Source organism: Mesorhizobium sp. M0159, assembly GCF_040322295.1.
Taxonomy (GTDB): domain Bacteria; phylum Pseudomonadota; class Alphaproteobacteria; order Rhizobiales; family Rhizobiaceae; genus Mesorhizobium.
The window spans coordinates 151773-170439 of the sequence record NZ_JAMYTF010000010.1; the positions used below are offsets into that span (position 1 = coordinate 151773).

The window sequence follows — 18667 nt, forward strand, 5'->3', positions numbered from 1 at the left end:
CATTTGACAGTATGCTGTCATGTAATCACATTGACAGCATGCTGTCAACTACCGTCGAATGGGTACCTACGTCCCTTGACGTCGATCGCTGCGTCGCCCAACAGTCGCCGACGGGAGCGAGACATGCCATTTGACAAGCAGAGGATGCTGGCATCGCCGACCGGCGCCGAGCTCAACCTTTATGTGAAACACGCCATCGGCCAACCGCGCGCCATTGTCCAGGTCAATCACGGGTTGGCCGAGCACGCGGCGCGCTATGCCCGTTTCGCCGATTTCCTTGGCGAGCGCGGCTACCAGGTCTACGCGCACGACCACCGTGGCCACGGCGCCACCAAGGCGCCCGACGCGCCACCTGGCAGGTTCGCCGATGTGGATGGCGGTGCCAAGGTCATCGCCGATGTCGCCGCCGTCCATGATCTCATCGCCAGGGAACAGCCGGGCCTGCCGGTCATCGTCTTCGGTCACTCCTTGGGCGCGTCGGTCGCGCTGAACTTTGTCCTCCGCCACTCGGCGCGCATCCATGCCGCCGCGATCTGGAACGGCAATTTCTCGGCCGGACTGCTCGGCCAAATCGCGCTGGCCATGCTTGGTTGGGAAAAGTTCCGGCTTGGCTCAGACGTGCCGTCGCGCCTGCTGCCCCGGCTGACGTTCCGGGCCTGGGGCAAGGCGGTGCCCAATCACCGGACGCCGTTCGACTGGCTGTCGCGCGATGCCGTTGAAGTCGAGAAATACATCGCCGACCCGCTTTGCGGCTGGGACGCATCGGTGTCGATGTGGCAGGACATCGTCATGATGACGCTGCATTGCGGCAGCGACCGCAATTTTTCCGGCGTGCGGCGCGACCTGTTCGTCAATCTGGTCGGAGGCGAGCAAGATCCGGCCTCGGACGGCGGCAAGGCGGTCAGCCATCTTGCCGGCCGGATGCACATGATGGGTTTTTCGAATCTCGTTTCAAAGGTTTACGCCAAAACCCGCCACGAAAGCCTGAACGAGATCAACCGAGACATCATCATGGAGGATTTTGCCGCCTGGGCCGACCGCGTGCTGAGGGCACAGTGATACTGGCCCATTGCAAGGGCCGTGACAGCGGCGCGCGGGATTGATAGAGGCTGCGCTTTCGATCAACCACGGTGATCCATGACTGAGCCTCCGCTCAAAGGCATCCGCGTCATCGAACTCGCACGCATCCTCGCCGGGCCATGGGCCGGACAGCTGCTTGCCGACCTCGGCGCCGACGTGATCAAGGTCGAGAGCCCGGACGGCGGCGACGACACCCGCAAATGGGGACCGCCCTTCGTCATCGGCCATGACGGCGAGAACCTTTCGGCCGCTTATTACCATTCCTGCAACCGCGGCAAGCGCTCCATCGCCATCGACTTCTCGACGCCCGAGGGTGCCGAGACGGTGCGCCGGCTGGTCGCGACATCGGATGTGCTGATCGAAAACTTCAAAGTCGGCGGACTGAAGAAATACGGCCTCGACTATGACAGCCTGAGGAAAATCAACTCGCGGCTGATCTATTGCTCGATCACCGGTTTTGGCCAGTCGGGACCGTATGCGCCGCGTGCCGGCTATGATTTCATCATCCAGGGCATGGCCGGCATGATGTCGATCACCGGCGAAGCCGGCCGCGAACCGCAAAAGGCGGGCGTCGCTATTTCAGATGTTTTCACCGGGCTTTATTCGGTCATCGCCATCCAGGCGGCGCTTCGCCATGCCGAGAAGACCGGCGAAGGCCAGCATATCGACATGGCGCTCTACGACACCCAGATCTCGACGCTCGGCAACCAGAACCTCAACTATCTCGTCTCCGGACAGTCGCCGGTGCAGATGGGCAATGCGCATATGAACATCGCGCCCTACGAAGTGGCGCCGGTGAAAAATGGCCACATCATCCTGGCGGTCGGCAATGACGGCCAGTTCGCAAAGTTCTGCGCTGCCGTCGGCCTCGATGAGCTGGCGTCGAACCCTGACTTCGCCACCAATCCCGCCCGCGTCGCCAACCGGGCGAAGCTGCGCGAGCATATGATCGAGGCGCTGAAAGCCTTCGATCGCGACCCGTTGCTGGCCAGACTTGAGACTGCCGGAGTGCCGGCCAGCCCGATCAACAACATCGGCCAGATGTTTGCCGACCCGCAGACCATAGCGCGCGGCATGCGGCTCGACCTCGATGACGGCCATGGCAATCTCTTGCCCTCGGTGCGGGCGCCGATGGTCATGTCCGGCACGCCGCTGGTCTATGAGCGCCCGTCGCCGCGTCTCGGCGAACACACCCAAGAAATCCTTGCCGAACTGGAGAGGTCAGGAAAATGAAGACCGGCGGACAACTCATCGTCGATGCGCTCGAAGCCAACGGAACGGACCGTATCTATTGCGTACCTGGCGAATCCTATCTGGCGGTGCTCGACGCGCTGCATGATTCACCGATCCGCACAATCGTCTGCCGCCAGGAGGGCGGTGCCGCAATGATGGCCGACTGCCACGGCCGCCTGACCGGCAGGCCCGGCATCTGCTTTGTCACCCGCGGCCCAGGCGCCACCAATGCCTCGGCCGGCATCCACATCGCGATGCAGGATTCAGTCCCCCTCATCCTGTTCATCGGCCAGGTCGCCAGCCACGCCAAGGGGCGCGAGGCCTTCCAGGAGGTCGACTACGTCAGGTTCTTCGGCGATATCGCCAAATGGGTGGTCGAGATCGACGACGCCGCACGCATACCCGAATTCGTCACACGCGCCTTTGCGGTGGCGACGTCCGGTCGCCCGGGCCCGGTCGTCATCTCGCTGCCCGAGGACATGCTGACCAGCCTCGCCGAGGCACCGGACGCCCGGCATTATACCCCTGTCGAGACGCGGCCTGGCGAAGTCGAGCTCGACGCACTGGAAGTGTTGCTCAACAAGGCAAAGCGGCCCTTCGTCATCCTCGGCGGTACGCGCTGGGACGCGGAGGCCGTTGCACGGATGCGGACGATAGCCGAAGCCTGGTCGCTGCCGGTCGGCTGCTCCTTCCGCCGCCAGATGCTGTTCGACCATCTCCACCCGAACTATGCCGGCGATGTCGGCATCGGCATCAATCCCAAGGTAGCAACCGCCATCAAGCAGGCCGACCTTGTGCTGCTGATCGGCGGCCGCATGGGCGAGATGCCGTCATCCGACTACACGCTGCTGAAGAGTCCCTACCCCGACCAGACGCTGGTCCATATCCATGCCGACGCCGGCGAACTCGGCCGCGTCTACCGGCCGGCGCTGGCGATCAATGCCTCGCCTGCCGCTTTCGTCGAAGCCTTTGCCAGACGCAAGCCGGCCGCAACGCCGGTGTGGGCGGCTGAGGCAGCGAAGCTGCACGCCGCCTATCTCGACTGGTCGACGCCTCCGGAGAGCGGCCCCGGCGCCGTCCAGATGGGGCCGATCATGAATTATCTCGAAACGATGCTGCCGGACGACGCCATCCTCACCAACGGCGCCGGCAACTACGCCACCTGGGTGCATCGCTACCATCGCTTCCGGCGTTTCGGCACGCAGGCAGCACCCACATCCGGCTCGATGGGCTACGGCACGCCGGCGGCGGTCGCCGCCAAGCAGCTTTTCCCCGACCGCGACGTGATCGCCTTCGCCGGCGACGGCTGTTTCCTGATGAACGGCCAGGAATTCGCCACCGCCGTGCAATACGGGCTGCCGATCATCGTCATCGTCGTCAACAATGGCATCTACGGCACCATCCGCATGCATCAGGAGCGCGAATATCCCGGCCGTGTCGTCGCCACGGACTTGAAGAATCCCGACTTTGCTGCTTTGGCCCGTGCCTATGGCGGCCATGGCGAGACGGTGGAAAAGACCGCCGACTTCGCCGCGGCCTTCGAGCGAGCGCGGGCCAGCGGCAAGCCGTCGATCGTAGAGATCAGGCTCGACCCTGAAGCCATCACGCCGACCCGCACGATGACCCAGATTCGCGACAAGGCCTGACAAAACAGGATGATTGCCCTGTTTTGTCGTCGTGATCTGCCTATTTGGCCTTCTCGATCTGGCCGCGGATCTCGCCGTCCGCGTGGGCCGCGGTGTGGATGTTGACGTAATATTTGCCAGCCTCAAGATCGGTGGCCTGGGCATCAGTCAATGTCGCCGAACCCTTGATCGGGCTCTTCAGCTTGCCTTCGAACGGCACCACTGGATCGGCGTTTTGACCCTTTTCCGCTGGGCCGTGAATGTGTGCGGCCTTCGCCGGCCCGCTGAGGCCGGAATATCTCACGGTCCAGCTGAGTTTCTTGGTGGCGGTGTTGAACCTGAGCGTGGCGGTGCCCTTGCCCTTCGTGGTGACGGGCGGGTTCTGCTGAGCACCATCGAGCGTCGCCGTCATCTTTATGGTTTCGGCCAAGGCCGGTGAAGCAGAGAAGATGGCTGCAGAAATGGCCAGCGCCGAAAGCATCGGCGTGAAGGACTGGATGCGCATGGAAACCTCCGTTGTGACACCCTTGGGCGGGTGCACCGGCACAACGATTTTGCGAGCGGATGTTTCCGCCGGTAACGTTCATTTTACCTCCCACTAAAAAGGGGCGGTCGCCCGCCCCTTTTCCGCTACAAGCCAGTTTGACAGCCCTATTTGATGGCCTTGTCGGTGATCGCCGTCGTGTAGGCGCCGGTAGGCTCCTTGCTGATGATCTTCTGGTCGAGCAGCGCCTTGGCGGTGCGCTCGTAGGTCGCCGGATCGAGCTTGCCATCGGCATTGTCGATCAGCTTGGCGACTTCCCCCATCATGCGCTTCTGGTGATTCTCGTCCTGGCCGCCATTGTCCATGACGATGCCGGCCGCTTCGTCGGAATTGTCGACGGCGTATTTCCAACCCTTCATCGAAGCGCGCACGAAACGCACCATCTTATCCTCGAAGGCCGGATCCTTGAGCTTGTCCTCCAGGGCATAGAGCCCGTCTTCGAGCAGATCATTGCCCATGGCGGAATAGTTGAAGACGGTCAGCTCTTCCGGCTTGTAGCCGGCGTCGATGAGCTGCCAGTACTCGTTATAGGTCATGACCGAAATGCAATCCGCCTGCTTCTGGATCAGCGGCTGCACGTCAAAGCTCTGCTTGAGCACGGTGACGCCGTCCGGCCCGCCATCGGTCTTGAGGCCAAGCTTGTTCATCCAGGCATAGAACGGATACTCGTTGCCGAAGAACCAGACGCCGAGCGTGTGGCCCTTGAAGTCGGCTTCCGTCTTGATCGGACCGTCCTTCGGGCAGACCAGCTCCATGCCGGCCTTCTTGAACGGCTGGGCGATGTTGACCAGCGGCACGCCCTTCTCGCGCGCAGCCAGCGCACCGCCCATCCAGTCGACGATGACGTCGGCGCCGCCGCCGGCAATAACCTGCTCCGGTGCAATGTCCGGTCCGCCGGGCTTGATGTCGACGTCGAGGCCCTCGGCGTCATAGAAGCCCTTGGCCTTGGCGACATAATAGCCGGCGAACTGTGCCTGGGTGACCCATTTCAGCTGCAGCGTCACCTTGTCCGCGGCCATCGCCTGGAACGCGGCAAGCGACATCGCGCCGGCCAGCATCGAAACAACAAGTCTTTTCATGTTTTTACCCTCTGAAGTTAGCGCCCTAAACCCACCGCCCCTATCCACCACGGACAGAGGGATGCCAAAACGTGACTGCTCTCTCGAAAAGAGCGACCACGCCATAAAAGACCGAACCCGCAAGTGCTGCAACTGCGATTTCCGCCCACACCATGTCGATGTTCATCCGCCCGACTTCCGTCGAAATGCGGAATCCCATGCCGACCACCGGCGTGCCGAAGAACTCGGCGACGATGGCGCCGATCAGCGCCAGCGTCGAATTGATCTTCAACGCGTTGAAGATGAAGGGCGCGGCCGCCGGCAGCCGCAGCTTGAACAGCGTCTGCCAGTAGCTCGAGGCATAGGTGCGCATCAGGTCGCGCTCCATATGGCCGGAGGCGGCAAGCCCGGCGACGGTGTTCACCAGCATCGGGAAGAAGGTCATGATGATGACCACCGCTGCCTTCGACTGCCAGTCGAAGCCGAACCACATGACCATGATCGGCGCGACGCCGATGATCGGCAGCGCCGACACCATATTGCCGATCGGCAAAAGCCCGCGCCGCAGGAACGGCACGCGGTCGGCGGCGATGGCAACGAGGAAGCCGGCGCTGCTCCCCACCACATAGCCGAAGATAACCGCCTTGAAGATGGTCTGCCTGACATCGGCCCCCAGCACCGGCAGCGATCCGACGATGCGTGCACCGACGGCGCTTGGCGGCGGCAACAGGATGAAGGGAATGCCGGCACCACGCGTCACCGCCTCCCAGATGATCAGGATCCAGGCGCCGAAGATGGCCGGAATGATCAGGCGCAGGGCGGTTGACGCCCAGCGCGATGTCGGGCGAAACGACGACAGGACCGTTACGTAGCGCCAGGCCAAAAACCACGCCGCGACGAGCAGCAGATAGAAGGATGCGCGAGCGCTGCCCTCATTGCCGGTTATGCCGGCGAGCAGCATCCACGCTGCGCCATGCGCGCCAAGGAACAGCAACACCACCCCGATCATCGGTGGAAAGTTGTCGGCCTCGATTGCCACGAGCAGCAAAATGAAAATCAAAACCGTAGTCGCCATGCCGTAACCGGGCGTAGCACTGACGAGCGGCCAAAGAAGCAGCGCGCCGACAAGCAGGACAAGCGCGGCATACCCCTGCCAGCATCGAGGCGTGATTGAGGAAAGGCTCAGGATGGAGCTCATGCCGGCCTCCCGCCCATGGCGCGGTCGACAAGGCGCCCGGCGATGCCGACGACCATCACCAGCAGCGCCGCGACCACCGACCCGGCAACCAGAGCCGACCAGATGTCGATGGTCTGGCTGTAGTAGGCGCCGGCGAGCAATTTGGCGCCGATGCCGGCGACGGCGCCGGTCGGCAACTCGCCGACGATGGCGCCGACCAGGCTGGCGGCCACCGCCACCTTCATCGAGGTGAACAGGAACGGCACCGAGGCCGGCACCCGCAATTTCCAGAAGGTCTGCGAGGCACTGGCATTATAGGTGTGCATCAGGTCGAGATGGGTGAGCTCGGGCGAGCGCAGTCCCTTCACCATGCCGACCGCCACCGGGAAGAACGACAGATAGGTCGAGATCAGCGCCTTCGGGATAAGCCCGGTGATGCCGACCGCCGCCAGCACGACAATGATCATCGGCGCCACCGCCAGGATCGGAATGGTCTGCGAGGCGATGATCCACGGCATCAGACTGCGGTCGAGCGTCGCCACATGCACGATGCCGACGGCGATGACGATGCCGAGCGCCGTGCCGAAAGCAAAGCCGAGCAGCGTCGACGACAGCGTCACCCAGGCATTGTAGACAAGGCTGCGGTTCGAGGTGATGCTACGCAGAAAGGTGTTTTCGAAAAAATTCACCGCCACCTGATGCGGCGCCGGCAGCGTCGGCTTCGGCTGTACCAGCGTCTTGCCGATGAATTCCACAAAACCCGGCGTCTGATTGGCGCGGCGGTCGAGATCGCGCTGGAACGGCGCGTTGAGGATGACAGCCATGACGTACCAGACGACGACGACGCCCAGGAGGATCGAGGTCACCGGAACGATCTTGTCGCGAAACGAGTCCATCTAGCAGGCCTCGCAGGATGGGTGCCCTCCTCTCCCCAACGGGGAGAGGGTGGCCGGAGCGAAGCGGAGGCCGGGTGAGGGGGTAGAAATCTTTCCGTCGAGGCAAGCCAAGATCGTATCAAGGACCGCTCGGCGTTCGGCCAAGACTTCATGGTTCCAGAACCGAAGAACGGAATACCCGTGACCATTCAGCCAAGCAGTTCTCGCGGCATCGGTTGGAGATTCCGCGTGCTGGCTGCCGTCGATTTCCACGATCAGCGCGCTCTCACGACAGACGAAATCTGCAAAGAACGGCCCAAGCGGCACTTGCCTCACAAATTTGTAGCCGTTGAGATGGCGCCCTCTTAGTTCCCCCCAAAGCCTGTATTCAGCCTCGGTCTCGTCAAACCGCAGCTTTCGAGCGCGAGCGGTCGCCCCGATCTTTCTTTTGGTCGGATCCGCCAAGGCCCCCTCACCCGACCTCCGCTTCGCTCCGGCCACCCTCTCCCCGTTGGGGAGAGGAGGGAGCTCATCTTCCGCCGCCTCAATCATCATAGCTGTGCCCTGCCCTCAGCCCGTCCCGCACGCGTGCCGCGATGGCCAGGAACTCCGGCGTCTCGCGGATATCGAGCGGCCGCTTTTTCGGCAGCGTCGATTCTATGACGTCGCTGACACGCCCCGGGCGCGGCGACATGACGACGATGCGCGTCGACAGATAGACCGCCTCAGGGATCGAATGGGTGACGAAGCAGATAGTCTTGTTGGTCCGCTCCCAAAGCTCCAGCAACTGTTCGTTGAGGTGATCGCGCACGATCTCGTCCAGCGCGCCGAACGGCTCGTCCATCAACAAAAGGTCGGCATCGAAGGCGAGCGCCCGCGCGATCGAGGCGCGCTGCTGCATGCCGCCCGAAAGCTGCCAGGGGTATTTCTTCTCGAAGCCGCTGAGGTTGACAAGGTCGAGAGTGCGCTTGATGCGCGCCGCCTGCTCCGCCCTGGACAGGCCCATGATCTCCAGCGGCAGTGCCACATTGCGCTTGATCGTGCGCCACGGATAAAGTGCGGCCGCCTGGAAGACATAGCCATAGGCGCGGCTCTGGCGCGCCTGCTCGGGCGTCATGCCGTTGACGGAGATGGCTCCCGATGTCGGCTTCTCCAGATCGGCGATGACGCGCAGCAAGGTCGTCTTGCCGCAGCCGGAGGGCCCGATGAAGGACACGAATTCCCCCTTGCCGATGGTCAGGTCGACATTCGACAGCGCCTGCACCGGACCATCATTGGTCTGGAAGGTCAGGCCAAGCTTGCTTGCCGAAACAACGGCTGGCGATACTCCCGTCATCGGCCGTAGCCTGTCGCTTCCGGCCACTGCGGCGCCGGCCGGAATCCCATTGATTTTACCCTGATGTTGCTTTCCACTCGCCCAGTCCTACTCGCCCCAGTTCTACTCGCCCCAGTTTTACTCGCCCCAGTTCTACGCGCCCTTGTCCCATCAGATAGACGCCCGGAGTTGCCCCGATGTCGCCCAAACCGACTTGCCATCTTATCCGCCCTGAAAGCTCTTATGAAGGCAAGCAGGGCCTGAGTTATTTCGCCGGTATCGCCGCCGAAACAGTCGGCTCGTCCGGCATCTGCATGCATCTGCTGACCATGCCGCCGGGTGCCCGCGCCAAGGCGCATATGCACGAAAACCATGAAACCGCGATCTATGTGCTCTCCGGCGAAGTCCATACCTGGTATGGCGACCGGCTCGAACAGCATATCGTGGTCAAGGCCGGCGATCTTTTCTATATTCCCCCCGGCGTGCCGCATCTGCCGGCCAATCTGAGCGACGGCCCCGCCTCGGCGGTCATTGCCCGAACCGATCCCAACGAACAGGAAAGCGTCGTCCTGCTGCCGGAACTGGACGGGTTGGTCGCCTGACGCCGGCATCGAGGCAGCGGTCGTCATCGGCACCGTCACGAACATGATTTCAGCGGCCCTATCTCCTCAAGGCCGGGAATGGTCACGAAGAAACCGTCCCCTCCTCTGTTGATGACCTTGACGACATCCGTGGTCGTGCCCTCCTCGCCCTCGGCGAAACAGGTGGAGCTCAACAACAAGGTGCCAGGCGCTGTCGTCAGTCGCTGTGCGAACTGGCAGCCGCTGCCATAGGTTTCGACGCCGTCGGCGGTCAGCACGACATAATCGTCGCTGTCCTGATAACCGAGCCGTACACCAGCGCAACCGACCTCATTGCCAAAGGAGCCGGCAAGGACGTCAGCCGCCGCCGGCCCGGCGGCAAGGATCACCGCGGCCATTGAGATAATCGCTCCGTGGCTCGCCAAGCTCAAACGCCCGTCGCCGGGATGCCCGTCCGTTCCACCTTGCGCGGCGCGGAAATTTCCTTCCACGTCGACAGCGCCCGGTTGACCGCCGCGTTCGGCTCGCGAGCGACGAACTCGCCATGGCCGGGCTTCGCCTTGACCTCGTTTTCCTCGATCGACAGTTCGCCGCGCGAGAAGACGAAGCGCGGCAGGCCGGTTACCTCAAAACCTTCGAAGACATTGTAGTCGATCACCGACTGCTGCTTCTTGGCCGTGATCTTCTTCTTGCGCTTCGGGTCCCAGACGATGATGTCGGCGTCCGCGCCTTCGACGATGGCGCCCTTCTTCGGGTACATGTTAAGGATCTTGGCGATGTTGGTCGAGGTCACCGCGACGAACTCGTTCATCGTCAGCCGGCCGGTCTTAACGCCGGTCGTCCACAGCACCGGCAAACGATCCTCGAGCCCGCCCGTGCCGTTCGGGATCTTGGTGAAGTCGCCGACGCCGTTGCGCTTTTGTTTGGTGGTGAAGGCACAATGGTCGGTCGCCACCACTTGCAGCGACCCGGCCTGCAGGCCGGCCCACAGCGAATCCTGGTGCAGTTTGTTGCGGAAGGGCGGGCTCATCACCCGGCGCGCCGCGTGGTCCCAGTCCTTGTTGAAATATTCGCTCTCGTCCAGCGTCAGGTGCTGGATCAGCGGCTCGCCGAATACCCGCATGCCTTTCTGGCGCGCCCGGCGGATGGCTTCGTGCGCCTGCTCGCAGGAGACATGCACGACATAGAGCGGCACGCCGGCCATGTCGGCGATCATGATGGCGCGGTTGGTCGCCTCGCCTTCCACTTCCGGCGGGCGCGAATAGGCGTGTCCCTCCGGACCACTATTTCCCGCCGCAAGCAGCTTCTGCGACAGCGCCGCCACCACGTCGCCATTCTCGGCATGGACCAGCGGCAGCGCGCCAAGATCGGCACAGCGCTGGAACGACGAATAGAGCTCGTCGTCATCGACCATCAGCGCGCCCTTGTAGGCCATGAAATGCTTGAACGAGGTAATGCCCCTGTCGACGACGGTGGCCATCTCGTCGAACACCTGCTTGCCCCACCAGGTGATCGCCATGTGGAAGGAATAGTCGCAGGACGCTTTCGAGGTCTTGTTGTCCCACATCTGCAGGGCCTCGAGCAGCGACTGCTGCGGCGCCGGCAGACAGAAATCGACGACCATCGTCGTGCCGCCGGCAAGGGCCGCGCGGGTACCGGATTCAAAGTCGTCGGCCGAATAGGTGCCCATGAACGGCATTTCGAGATGGGTATGCGGGTCGATGCCGCCCGGCATCACATAGCAGCCGCTGGCGTCGAACTCATGGTCGCCATGCAAATCCGAGCCGATGCCGATGATCTTGCCGTGCTTGAACAGCACGTCGGCCTTCCAGGTGCGGTCGGCGGTGACGATGGTGCCATTCTTGATGACTTTGGACATTTTCATGTTCCCTTTGTTCTCTTCGCGCTTCTTGTGAGCGGCGTTGCGAGGCTATCCCATCATTCGACAATCACCGCCGTGTCGACGACCGCATGGAACAGCACGTCGGCGCCGGCCGCTGCCCATTCCTTGGTGATTTCCTCGGCCTCGTTGTGGCTGAGACCGTCGACGCAGGGGCACATCACCATTGCGGTGGGTGCGACGCGGTTGATCCAGCAGGCGTCATGGCCGGCGCCGGAGACGATGTTGCGATGCGTATATCCCAGGCGCTCCGCCGCATCCCGCACAGCCTTGACGCAGCCCGCGTCGAAAGTGACCGGGTCGAAATGGCCGACCTGCTCGATTTGATATTTGATGTCGAGCGCGTCGCAGATCGTGTCGATGCCTTCGCGGATGCGCCCGTCCATGGCGTCCAGCACCTCCTTTTCCGGCGAGCGGATGTCGATGGTGAAGACGGTGCGCCCGGCGATGATGTTGCGCGAGTTCGGATAGACCTCCATATGGCCGACCGCGCCGACGGCGTCGGGCTGATAGTCCATGGCGATCTCGTGCACCAGTTCGATCACCCGCGCCATGCCGAGCCCGGCATTGCGCCGCTTCGGCATCGGCGTCGAGCCGGTGTGCGCCTCCTTGCCGGTCAGCGTCACCTGCAGCCATTTCAACCCTTGCCCGTGGGTGACGACACCGATATCGATGCCCTCGTCCTCAAGGATCGGGCCCTGCTCGATGTGCAATTCGAAGAAAGCGTGGATCTTGCGCTCGCCGACTTGCTCGGTGCCCTTCCAGCCGATCCGTTCGAGCTCCTCGCCGAATTTCTTGCCGTCCTTGTCGACATGCGAATAAACGTCGGCCTGGTCGAGCACGCCGGCGAATACCCCGGACGCCATCATCGCCGGCGCAAAGCGGGCGCCTTCCTCGTTGGTCCAGTTGGTGACGACGATCGGGTGCTTGGTCTTGATGCCGAGATCGTTGAGCGAGCGCACGACCTCCAGGCCGCCGAGCACGCCGAGCACGCCGTCATACTTGCCGCCGGTCGGCTGGGTGTCGAGATGGCTGCCGACATAGACCGGCGGCAGGCTGGGGTCGGTGCCTTCGCGACGGGCAAACATCGTACCCATCTCGTCGACGCCCATTTCGAGCCCCGCCTCATCGCACCAGCGCTTGAACAGATGCCGCCCTTCGCCGTCCTCGTCGGTAACGGTCTGGCGATTGTTGCCGCCGGCAATGCCGGGGCCGATCTTCGCCATCTCCATTATCGAATCCCACAAACGGTCTGAATTGATTCGCAAATTCTCGCCGGGGGCGGCCATATTCTAAAACCTCATTGGTTGTGGCACGCCAGCGTCCCGCTCCCCCTCGAGGGGAGGGTGGCCGCGAAGCGGTCGGGTGGGGTCGGCTGACATGCGCGCGACCTTCTCCTTGACCACCTGTGCGACATGCCAGGCGCTGTTTATGACATCGGGCTCATCGACGCGAAAGATATCGAACCCGAGCGATCGCAGATAGGCATCACGGACGGCGTCGTGCCGTTTGCCCTTCTCCTGTTCGTGCAGATCACCATCGACTTCAACGACCAGCTTTACCGCAAGGCAAGCAAAGTCGACGATATAAGGCCCGATCGGACACTGGCGGCGGAACTTGATGCCGGCCGATTTCAATTCGCGCAGTTCATACCACAGCAGGGATTCGCCTTTGGTCGCATGAACTCGAAGCGCGCGCGCCTTTTGGCGCATTTCGAAGCTCACGCGGGTCCGGGGCATCATAGGCACCTATGCGGCCGAAGGTCAGGCTGGCGCACTGCCGCACCGACCCCACCCGGCCGCTTCGCGGCCACCCTCCCCTCGAGGGGGAGGGAAAGCTGCGGCAAATTCGTCAATCCACGGCCCTCAGCACTTCGCGCACATGGTCGATCAATTCGTTGATCTGACCTTTGGTGATGATCAGCGGCGGCGATAGCGCGATGATGTCGCCGGTGGTGCGGATCAATGCACCACGCTCGAACGCCTTGACGAAAGCCGAGAAGGCCCGCTTCGTCGGCTGGCCGGTGATCGGCGCCAGCTCGATCGCGCCGATCAGGCCGATGTTTCTGATATCGATGACGTTCGGCTCGCCCTTCAGCGAGTGCAGCGCGTCCTCCCAGTACGGCGCCAGTTCCTCGCCGCGCGTCAGCAGCCCCTCTTCCTTGTAGGTGTCGAGCGTGCCCAACGCCGCCGCGCAGGCGATCGGATTGCCCGAATAGGTGTAGCCGTGGAAGAACTCGATCATGTGCTCGGGCCCAGTCATGAACGCGTCGTGGATTTCCTTCTTTACGAACACCGCGCCCATCGGGATGACGCCGTTGGAGACGCCTTTGGCGGTGGTCATGATATCCGGCGTGACACCGAAATAGTCGGCGGCGAACGGCGTGCCGAGACGGCCGAAACCGGTGATGACTTCGTCGAAGATCAGCAAGATGCCGTGCTTGGTGCAGATCTCGCGCAGCCTCTCGAGATAGCCCTTCGGCGGCAGGATGACGCCGGTGGAACCGGCCACCGGCTCGACGATGACGGCGGCAATGGTCGAGGCGTCGTGCAGTGCGACGATGCGCTCCAGCTCGTTCGCCAGTTCCGCGCCATGCTCCGGCACGCCCTTGGTGAAAGAGTTCTTTTCCGGCAGATGCGTGTGTGGCATGTGATCGACGCCGCCGAGCAGCGTGCCGAACATCTTGCGGTTGGTGACAATGCCGCCGACGGAGATGCCGCCGAAATTGACGCCGTGATAGCCGCGCTCGCGGCCGATCAGACGGGTGCGCGAGCCCTCGCCTTTTACGCGGTGATAAGCGATTGCCATCTTCAGCGCCGTCTCGACCGATTCCGAGCCGGAATTGGTGAAGAACACATGGTCCATGCCCTTCGGCGCGATGTCGACCAGCCGGTTCGCCAGCTCGAACACGATCGGATGGCCCATCTGGAACGCGGGTGCGTAGTCGAGCTCTGCCGCCTGGCTCTGGATCGCCTCGGTGATCTTCGGGCGGCAGTGGCCGGCATTGACGCACCACAGGCCGGCGGTGCCGTCGAGCACCTTGCGCCCGTCGCTGGTCGTGTAGTGCATGTCCTTGGCCGACACCATCATGCGCGGCGCCTGCTTGAACTGCCGGTTTGCCGTGAACGGCATCCAGAATGCGCTGAGATCGTTCGGCGTGACTTTCAGCCGGTTGGACATGACCAAGACTTCCCCTTGTAACCTGTTTCGGTGCGGCTAACGCTTGGTCTTTCCAACGCTTGGTCTTCGCGACGTTTTCGTGCTACGCAAATTTTTGACCGGTTGGACAAACGTTAGCACCGCCTTATCAGCGGTCAAGGGATTACTAGCGGAAATGCGGCTTTCGAAGTGCGCTCCACAGGGCGAGGAAAAACTGGTCCAGAGAATTGGTCCAGACACTCCTCACGGCGAAGGTTTTGCGGGGTGACGGGGGCGGTCGAAAGCTCCCCTCCTCGCCGCACCCGCATTCAGCTGGAAAAGCGCGAGCTCATCCTGGAGGCGGCGCTAGAAGTCTTCTCCACCAACGGTTTTCGCGGCTCGACCATCGACCAGATCGCCGAAGCCGCCGGCATGTCGAAGCCGAACCTGCTCTATTATTTCCGCCGTAAGGAGGACATCCACGAGACGCTGATGCAGCGGCTTCTCGACACCTGGCTGGCGCCGCTGCGCGAACTCGACGACATCGGCGATCCGCTAACCGAACTGCGCAGCTACATCAGGCGCAAGCTGGAAATGGCGCGCGATTTCCCGCGCGAGAGCCGGCTGTTCGCCAATGAGATCCTGCAGGGCGCGCCGCGCATCATGCCGATGCTGGAAGGGGAGTTGAAGACGCTGGTCGACGAGAAAGCCAACGTCATCAAGGGCTGGATGCGCGCCGGCAAGATTGCCCGCACCGACCCCTGGCACCTGATCTTTTCGATCTGGGCGACAACGCAGCATTACGCCGATTTCGACGTCCAGGTCCGCGCCGTGCTCGGCCCCGACCGCGGCGGCGACGGCCGCTTCGAGGACGCCGCAAGGTTTCTCGAGCAACTGTTCATCGACGGGCTGAAGCCGAAGGGCTGAGGCAGCTCGGCTGTCGCAAACCTCCCCCATCGCTTCGTCATCCTGGGGCGCAGCAAGGAGCGGAGCGACGCAGCGCAGACCCCAGGATCCATGCCGTTACGCCAGAACGCCCCTGCGCTGCAGGATTCTGCTCCGCTGCACTCTGCCGTTAAGGTTACGGCATGGATCCCAGGGTCTCCGCGACGCCGCTTCGCGGCTGCTACGCCCTGGGATGACGAAGCTGGGTTCACGCGCTGCGCCGTTCGGCCGGAAGCGTCTCCAGCAGCTGTTCGAGCTTGGCGATCGAGTTCTGCTCGGCGAGCGGCGTGTAGACGATCAGCTTCATGTCCGAGCCGTCGTCGATCGACAGGCTCATATGCTCGAACGCCATGGCGCCTGCCGTCGGATGCCTGACATGCTTCACACCCGACAGGTTGCGGGCCACATCGCGCAGCGGCCACCATGCCCGAAACTCCAGGCTTGAACGTGTCATCAGCGCGATCAGCCGCTCGAAATCCGGGTCGCCGACATATCTGGCGCTTTCCGCCCGGAATGACGCCAGCACGGCACGCGCCAGTTCCTCCCAGTCGACGAGCAGGCGCCTATGATGTGGATTGGTGAAAATCATATGGACGATGTTGCGGGCATCGCCCTCCAGCAGGCCATAGTCGCCGAACACGGCTGCCGCGGCAGAATTCCAGGCCAGCACGTCCCAGCGCCGCCCAAGGACATAGGCCGGCTGGAGGACCAGGCTCTGCAGCATGTGCAGCAACGGGCCATCGACTTTTTCCGGCGCATCGAGACGACGCTCCGGCTGCGGGCGGCCGGCAAGAATGAACAGATGCCGTTGCTCGGCCGTGTCCAGGCGCAACGCCTGACTGAGCGCCGTCAGCACCTCCACTGATGGCCTGACGTCGCGCCCCTGCTCTAGCCAGGTGTACCAGGTCGTGCCAACGCCGGCGATCATCGCCACCTCCTCGCGCCGCAGCCCGGGCGTGCGCCGGCGCAGGCCGGTCGAGATGCCCGTGGCCGATGGCGTCAGCCTTTCGCGCCGCGAACGCAGAAAGGCGCCAAGCTCGCGGCGACGGCTGCCTTCGGCAGAATGCGTGGTGGAATCCATCGGCGCTATTATAGCAGTACCGATACCAGGATAAAGTTTGAACTGTTTGGCATGCGTCTGGTGCCCCATCTTTCTGCTCAGAGCGATGACATGGAGGCTCTGAACATGGAACTGAAAGACAAGACGATCCTGATTACCGGCTCGACCGACGGCGTCGGCAGAGTCGTGGCGCAAAGGCTCGGCGCCGGCGGCGCCCGCATCCTGGTGCATGGCCGCGACGCGACAAGGGGCAAGGCGACCGTGGCCGAGATCGAAGCCGCCGGCGGCAAGGCCGAGCTGCTTGTCGCCGATCTCTCCTCCCTGGCCGAGGTCCGCCGCCTCGCCGAAGCCGTCCGCGCTAGGACCAAGCGGCTCGATATCCTCATCAACAATGCCGGCGTCGGCACCGCCGGCCCCAACGCGAAACGACAGGTCAGCGCCGACGGCTACGAGTTGCGCTTTGCCGTCAACTATCTCGCCGGCTTCCTGCTCACTACGGAGCTGCTGCCGCTGCTCAAGTCCAGCGCGCCGACGCGCATCGTCAACGTCGCCTCGGCCGGCCAGCAGGCGATCGACTTCGACGACGTCATGCTGACCCGCTCCTATGACGGCGTCCGTGCCTACTGCCAGAGCAAGCTGGCGCAGATCATCTTCACCATCGATCTGGCGGAGCAGCTGAACGGCACCGGCGTCACGGTCAACAGCCTGCATCCGGCAAGCTACATGAACACCACGATGGTGCGGCAGGCGGGCGTCACACCCTGGAGTTCGGTCGAAACCGGCGCCGAAGCCATCATCAATCTCGCCACATCGCCCACGCTGGAAGGGCGAAGCGGCCTCTATTTCGACGGCCAAAGGGAATCCCGCGCCGATGCGCAAGCCTATGACGCGAAGGCGAGGCAGCAGTTGCGTGAATTGAGCCTCGGTCTTGTCGGGCTCGCACCCGCTTCCGCTACATCGAAGAAAGAAAATTCATGATCGAGAAAACGCAGCACGCCGTGATCGTCGGCGGCTCCTCCGGCATCGGCCTCGCCACCGCGAAAAAGCTGCTCGGCCCGGGCATGAAGGTGACGATCACCGGGCGCAGCAGGGAAAGGCTCGACAATGCATGGCAAAGCCTTGGCGGCGCCGTCGAAAAAGCTGCCTTCGATGCCGCGAAGCCGGACGAGGTTCGCCGGTTCTTCAGCGATCTCGGCCCTTTCGATCACCTGGTGCTGGCCGCCAGCGGCGGCAAGGGGCTCGGTCCGTTCGAAACACTTGACCTGACCGATATCGGCGGCGGCGTCGACGAGAAGGTCCGGCCACAGCTCTCCTGCCTGCAGGCCGCCTTGCCGACGCTGAACAAGAGCGGCTCGGTGACTTTCATCTCGGCGGTGTCGGCGCAATTGTCGGCGCCGGGTATCGCCGGCATCGCCGCCGTCAACGGCATGCTGCTGACCGTGGTGCCGATCCTGGCGATGGAGCTGAAGCCGTTACGCGTCAATGTCGTGGCACCGGGCGTCATCGACACGCCGTGGTGGGATTTCCTGCCCGATGAACAGCGCCATGCGGTGTTTGCCGAGTATGCCGGCAAGACGCCGGTCGGCCGCATCGGCCGCGCCGAGGACGTCGCTGAGGCGATTGCGTTCCTGGTTTCGAACAGCTTCGTCACCGGCCAGGTGCTGACCTGCGACGGCGGCTTGCGGTATGCGGCCTAAGGCGGCTGCCTCCACGAGGCGTGTCAAAGCGACTGCGCGATCAGCGCCAGAAATCCTCCGGTCAGCGCGACGTTGCCGACAAAGCCGTTGATGCGGGACGCGCGCTCGGGCCCCTGATGATCCCAGAAATTGTGGAACATCGGCGTAGCAAAAACCAGGAACAGGATCAGGCATGCCGCCGCCGGAGCGGTCCAGATGCCCGCGATCACCAACGCTCCGGCGATGATCTGCAGGACGATCCCCAGCCACAGCACCGGCCGCGCCTGCGGCACGCCGCGCGTCGTTATCAATTGGCTCACCAACGCCGCATTCTGGATGTTGCGCAGGCCGGCAAAGACAAAGGCGCCGCCAAGCAGCAGGCGGGCGGCGAATAGAATCTCACTATCAAAGTTTGAAAACATGCTGTCGGTCCTTGGAAAAGAGGCGCGCGGCCCAAGGC

20 protein-coding genes are annotated in these 18667 nt (G+C 63.1%); 7 read left to right on the forward strand and 13 right to left on the reverse strand.

Annotated features, from left to right (window positions below; genetic code table 11):
• Window positions 1-123 precede the first annotated feature (123 nt).
• From NKJ32_RS13655 to NKJ32_RS13665, 3 genes are all read left to right on the forward strand, one after another.
• Window positions 124-1059: an alpha/beta fold hydrolase gene (locus NKJ32_RS13655; protein ID WP_023675880.1), complete on the forward strand. Its 936-nt coding sequence runs from the start codon at window positions 124-126 to the stop codon at window positions 1057-1059.
• 78 nt (window positions 1060-1137) lie between these two features.
• Window positions 1138-2313, forward strand: coding sequence for a CaiB/BaiF CoA transferase family protein (locus NKJ32_RS13660; protein ID WP_352827804.1), 1176 nt, complete (start codon window positions 1138-1140; stop codon window positions 2311-2313).
• Entirely contained in the window at window positions 2310-3959 is a 1650-nt protein-coding gene (locus NKJ32_RS13665; RefSeq protein ID WP_023675878.1) for a thiamine pyrophosphate-binding protein, read from the forward strand. Before NKJ32_RS13660 ends, NKJ32_RS13665 begins: the two co-directional genes overlap by 4 nt.
• A 40-nt stretch (window positions 3960-3999) precedes the next feature.
• Here NKJ32_RS13665 and NKJ32_RS13670 read toward each other — a convergent pair whose 3' ends face one another.
• The 6 genes from NKJ32_RS13670 to NKJ32_RS13695 form a co-directional block, all read right to left on the reverse strand.
• Window positions 4000-4443: a CHRD domain-containing protein gene (locus NKJ32_RS13670; RefSeq protein WP_352700630.1), complete on the reverse strand. Its 444-nt coding sequence runs from the start codon at window positions 4441-4443 to the stop codon at window positions 4000-4002.
• Between the two features lie 146 nt (window positions 4444-4589).
• Window positions 4590-5561, reverse strand: a complete 972-nt coding sequence (locus tag NKJ32_RS13675) for an ABC transporter substrate-binding protein (RefSeq protein ID WP_023675876.1) — start codon at window positions 5559-5561, stop codon at window positions 4590-4592.
• Window positions 5562-5601: 40 nt separating this feature from the next.
• Window positions 5602-6738 carry an ABC transporter permease gene (locus NKJ32_RS13680; protein ID WP_352589391.1) on the reverse strand — a complete coding sequence of 379 codons (1137 nt, stop codon included), beginning with the start codon at window positions 6736-6738 and terminating at the stop codon, window positions 5602-5604.
• A complete protein-coding gene (locus NKJ32_RS13685) occupies window positions 6735-7613 on the reverse strand; it encodes an ABC transporter permease (RefSeq protein ID WP_352827808.1) in 879 nt (292 codons plus the stop codon). Before NKJ32_RS13685 ends, NKJ32_RS13680 begins: the two co-directional genes overlap by 4 nt.
• Window positions 7614-8147 carry an endonuclease domain-containing protein gene (locus NKJ32_RS13690; protein WP_352724781.1) on the reverse strand — a complete coding sequence of 178 codons (534 nt, stop codon included), beginning with the start codon at window positions 8145-8147 and terminating at the stop codon, window positions 7614-7616.
• Window positions 8137-8928 carry an ABC transporter ATP-binding protein gene (locus NKJ32_RS13695; protein WP_352589388.1) on the reverse strand — a complete coding sequence of 264 codons (792 nt, stop codon included), beginning with the start codon at window positions 8926-8928 and terminating at the stop codon, window positions 8137-8139. The genes NKJ32_RS13690 and NKJ32_RS13695 overlap by 11 nt, the downstream gene beginning before the upstream one ends.
• Window positions 8929-9104: 176 nt before the next feature.
• On the opposite strand from NKJ32_RS13695, the gene NKJ32_RS13700 reads away from it, so the two are divergent.
• The gene (locus NKJ32_RS13700; RefSeq protein ID WP_023675871.1) at window positions 9105-9509 is read left to right on the forward strand and encodes a cupin domain-containing protein; all 405 of its coding nucleotides are present in this window, start codon (window positions 9105-9107) and stop codon (window positions 9507-9509) included.
• Between the two features lie 35 nt (window positions 9510-9544).
• Here the strand turns inward: NKJ32_RS13700 and NKJ32_RS13705 are convergent, their stop codons facing one another.
• The 5 genes from NKJ32_RS13705 to aptA all read right to left on the reverse strand — a co-directional run bounded on the left by NKJ32_RS13705 (window position 9545) and on the right by aptA (window position 14568).
• A complete protein-coding gene (locus tag NKJ32_RS13705) occupies window positions 9545-9886 on the reverse strand; it encodes a hypothetical protein (protein WP_031211553.1) in 342 nt (113 codons plus the stop codon).
• A gap of 29 nt (window positions 9887-9915) precedes the next feature.
• Entirely contained in the window at window positions 9916-11367 is a 1452-nt protein-coding gene (hydA, locus tag NKJ32_RS13710) for a dihydropyrimidinase (RefSeq protein WP_352621211.1), read from the reverse strand.
• A 59-nt stretch (window positions 11368-11426) separates the two neighbouring features.
• A complete protein-coding gene (locus tag NKJ32_RS13715) occupies window positions 11427-12677 on the reverse strand; it encodes a Zn-dependent hydrolase (RefSeq protein ID WP_352827812.1) in 1251 nt (416 codons plus the stop codon).
• Window positions 12678-12680: 3 nt separating this feature from the next.
• Entirely contained in the window at window positions 12681-13112 is a 432-nt protein-coding gene (locus tag NKJ32_RS13720) for an endonuclease domain-containing protein (RefSeq protein WP_352827815.1), read from the reverse strand.
• A gap of 127 nt (window positions 13113-13239) precedes the next feature.
• Entirely contained in the window at window positions 13240-14568 is a 1329-nt protein-coding gene (aptA, locus tag NKJ32_RS13725; protein ID WP_352589376.1) for an omega-aminotransferase AptA, read from the reverse strand.
• A 243-nt stretch (window positions 14569-14811) separates the two neighbouring features.
• On the opposite strand from aptA, the gene NKJ32_RS13730 reads away from it, so the two are divergent.
• Window positions 14812-15453, forward strand: coding sequence for a TetR family transcriptional regulator C-terminal domain-containing protein (locus NKJ32_RS13730; RefSeq protein WP_023675865.1), 642 nt, complete (start codon window positions 14812-14814; stop codon window positions 15451-15453).
• 226 nt (window positions 15454-15679) lie between these two features.
• On the opposite strand, the gene NKJ32_RS13735 is transcribed toward NKJ32_RS13730, so the two are convergent.
• Complete coding sequence (locus tag NKJ32_RS13735) at window positions 15680-16552, reverse strand: helix-turn-helix transcriptional regulator (protein WP_352827819.1); 873 nt, start codon at window positions 16550-16552, stop codon at window positions 15680-15682.
• A gap of 105 nt (window positions 16553-16657) precedes the next feature.
• Between NKJ32_RS13735 and NKJ32_RS13740 the strand changes: the two genes are divergently transcribed.
• A complete protein-coding gene (locus tag NKJ32_RS13740; protein WP_352700625.1) occupies window positions 16658-17509 on the forward strand; it encodes an SDR family NAD(P)-dependent oxidoreductase in 852 nt (283 codons plus the stop codon).
• The gene (locus tag NKJ32_RS13745) at window positions 17506-18228 is read left to right on the forward strand and encodes an SDR family oxidoreductase (RefSeq protein ID WP_352700624.1); all 723 of its coding nucleotides are present in this window, start codon (window positions 17506-17508) and stop codon (window positions 18226-18228) included. Before NKJ32_RS13740 ends, NKJ32_RS13745 begins: the two co-directional genes overlap by 4 nt.
• Window positions 18229-18251: 23 nt before the next feature.
• On the opposite strand, the gene NKJ32_RS13750 is transcribed toward NKJ32_RS13745, so the two are convergent.
• Entirely contained in the window at window positions 18252-18629 is a 378-nt protein-coding gene (locus tag NKJ32_RS13750; protein ID WP_352827822.1) for a DoxX family protein, read from the reverse strand.
• Window positions 18630-18667: the final 38 nt, after the last annotated feature.

What these genes read in the sequence shown, in the direction of transcription:
- NKJ32_RS13740 (WP_352700625.1), top strand. Translation starts at nt 16,658, where the DNA reads ATGGAACTGAAAGACAAGACGATCCTGATTACCGGCTCGACCGACGGC.
- NKJ32_RS13745 (WP_352700624.1), top strand. Translation starts at nt 17,506, where the DNA reads ATGATCGAGAAAACGCAGCACGCCGTGATCGTCGGCGGCTCCTCCGGC.
- NKJ32_RS13690 (WP_352724781.1), bottom strand. Translation starts at nt 8,147, where the DNA reads ATGATGATTGAGGCGGCGGAAGATGAGCTCCCTCCTCTCCCCAACGGG.
- hydA (WP_352621211.1), bottom strand. Translation starts at nt 11,367, where the DNA reads ATGTCCAAAGTCATCAAGAATGGCACCATCGTCACCGCCGACCGCACC.
- NKJ32_RS13715 (WP_352827812.1), bottom strand. Translation starts at nt 12,677, where the DNA reads ATGGCCGCCCCCGGCGAGAATTTGCGAATCAATTCAGACCGTTTGTGG.
- NKJ32_RS13750 (WP_352827822.1), bottom strand. Translation starts at nt 18,629, where the DNA reads ATGTTTTCAAACTTTGATAGTGAGATTCTATTCGCCGCCCGCCTGCTG.
- aptA (WP_352589376.1), bottom strand. Translation starts at nt 14,568, where the DNA reads ATGTCCAACCGGCTGAAAGTCACGCCGAACGATCTCAGCGCATTCTGG.
- NKJ32_RS13655 (WP_023675880.1), top strand. Translation starts at nt 124, where the DNA reads ATGCCATTTGACAAGCAGAGGATGCTGGCATCGCCGACCGGCGCCGAG.
- NKJ32_RS13665 (WP_023675878.1), top strand. Translation starts at nt 2,310, where the DNA reads ATGAAGACCGGCGGACAACTCATCGTCGATGCGCTCGAAGCCAACGGA.
- NKJ32_RS13670 (WP_352700630.1), bottom strand. Translation starts at nt 4,443, where the DNA reads ATGCGCATCCAGTCCTTCACGCCGATGCTTTCGGCGCTGGCCATTTCT.
- NKJ32_RS13735 (WP_352827819.1), bottom strand. Translation starts at nt 16,552, where the DNA reads ATGGATTCCACCACGCATTCTGCCGAAGGCAGCCGTCGCCGCGAGCTT.
- NKJ32_RS13695 (WP_352589388.1), bottom strand. Translation starts at nt 8,928, where the DNA reads ATGACGGGAGTATCGCCAGCCGTTGTTTCGGCAAGCAAGCTTGGCCTG.
- NKJ32_RS13685 (WP_352827808.1), bottom strand. Translation starts at nt 7,613, where the DNA reads ATGGACTCGTTTCGCGACAAGATCGTTCCGGTGACCTCGATCCTCCTG.
- NKJ32_RS13660 (WP_352827804.1), top strand. Translation starts at nt 1,138, where the DNA reads ATGACTGAGCCTCCGCTCAAAGGCATCCGCGTCATCGAACTCGCACGC.
- NKJ32_RS13680 (WP_352589391.1), bottom strand. Translation starts at nt 6,738, where the DNA reads ATGAGCTCCATCCTGAGCCTTTCCTCAATCACGCCTCGATGCTGGCAG.
- NKJ32_RS13675 (WP_023675876.1), bottom strand. Translation starts at nt 5,561, where the DNA reads ATGAAAAGACTTGTTGTTTCGATGCTGGCCGGCGCGATGTCGCTTGCC.
- NKJ32_RS13700 (WP_023675871.1), top strand. Translation starts at nt 9,105, where the DNA reads ATGTCGCCCAAACCGACTTGCCATCTTATCCGCCCTGAAAGCTCTTAT.
- NKJ32_RS13705 (WP_031211553.1), bottom strand. Translation starts at nt 9,886, where the DNA reads ATGGCCGCGGTGATCCTTGCCGCCGGGCCGGCGGCGGCTGACGTCCTT.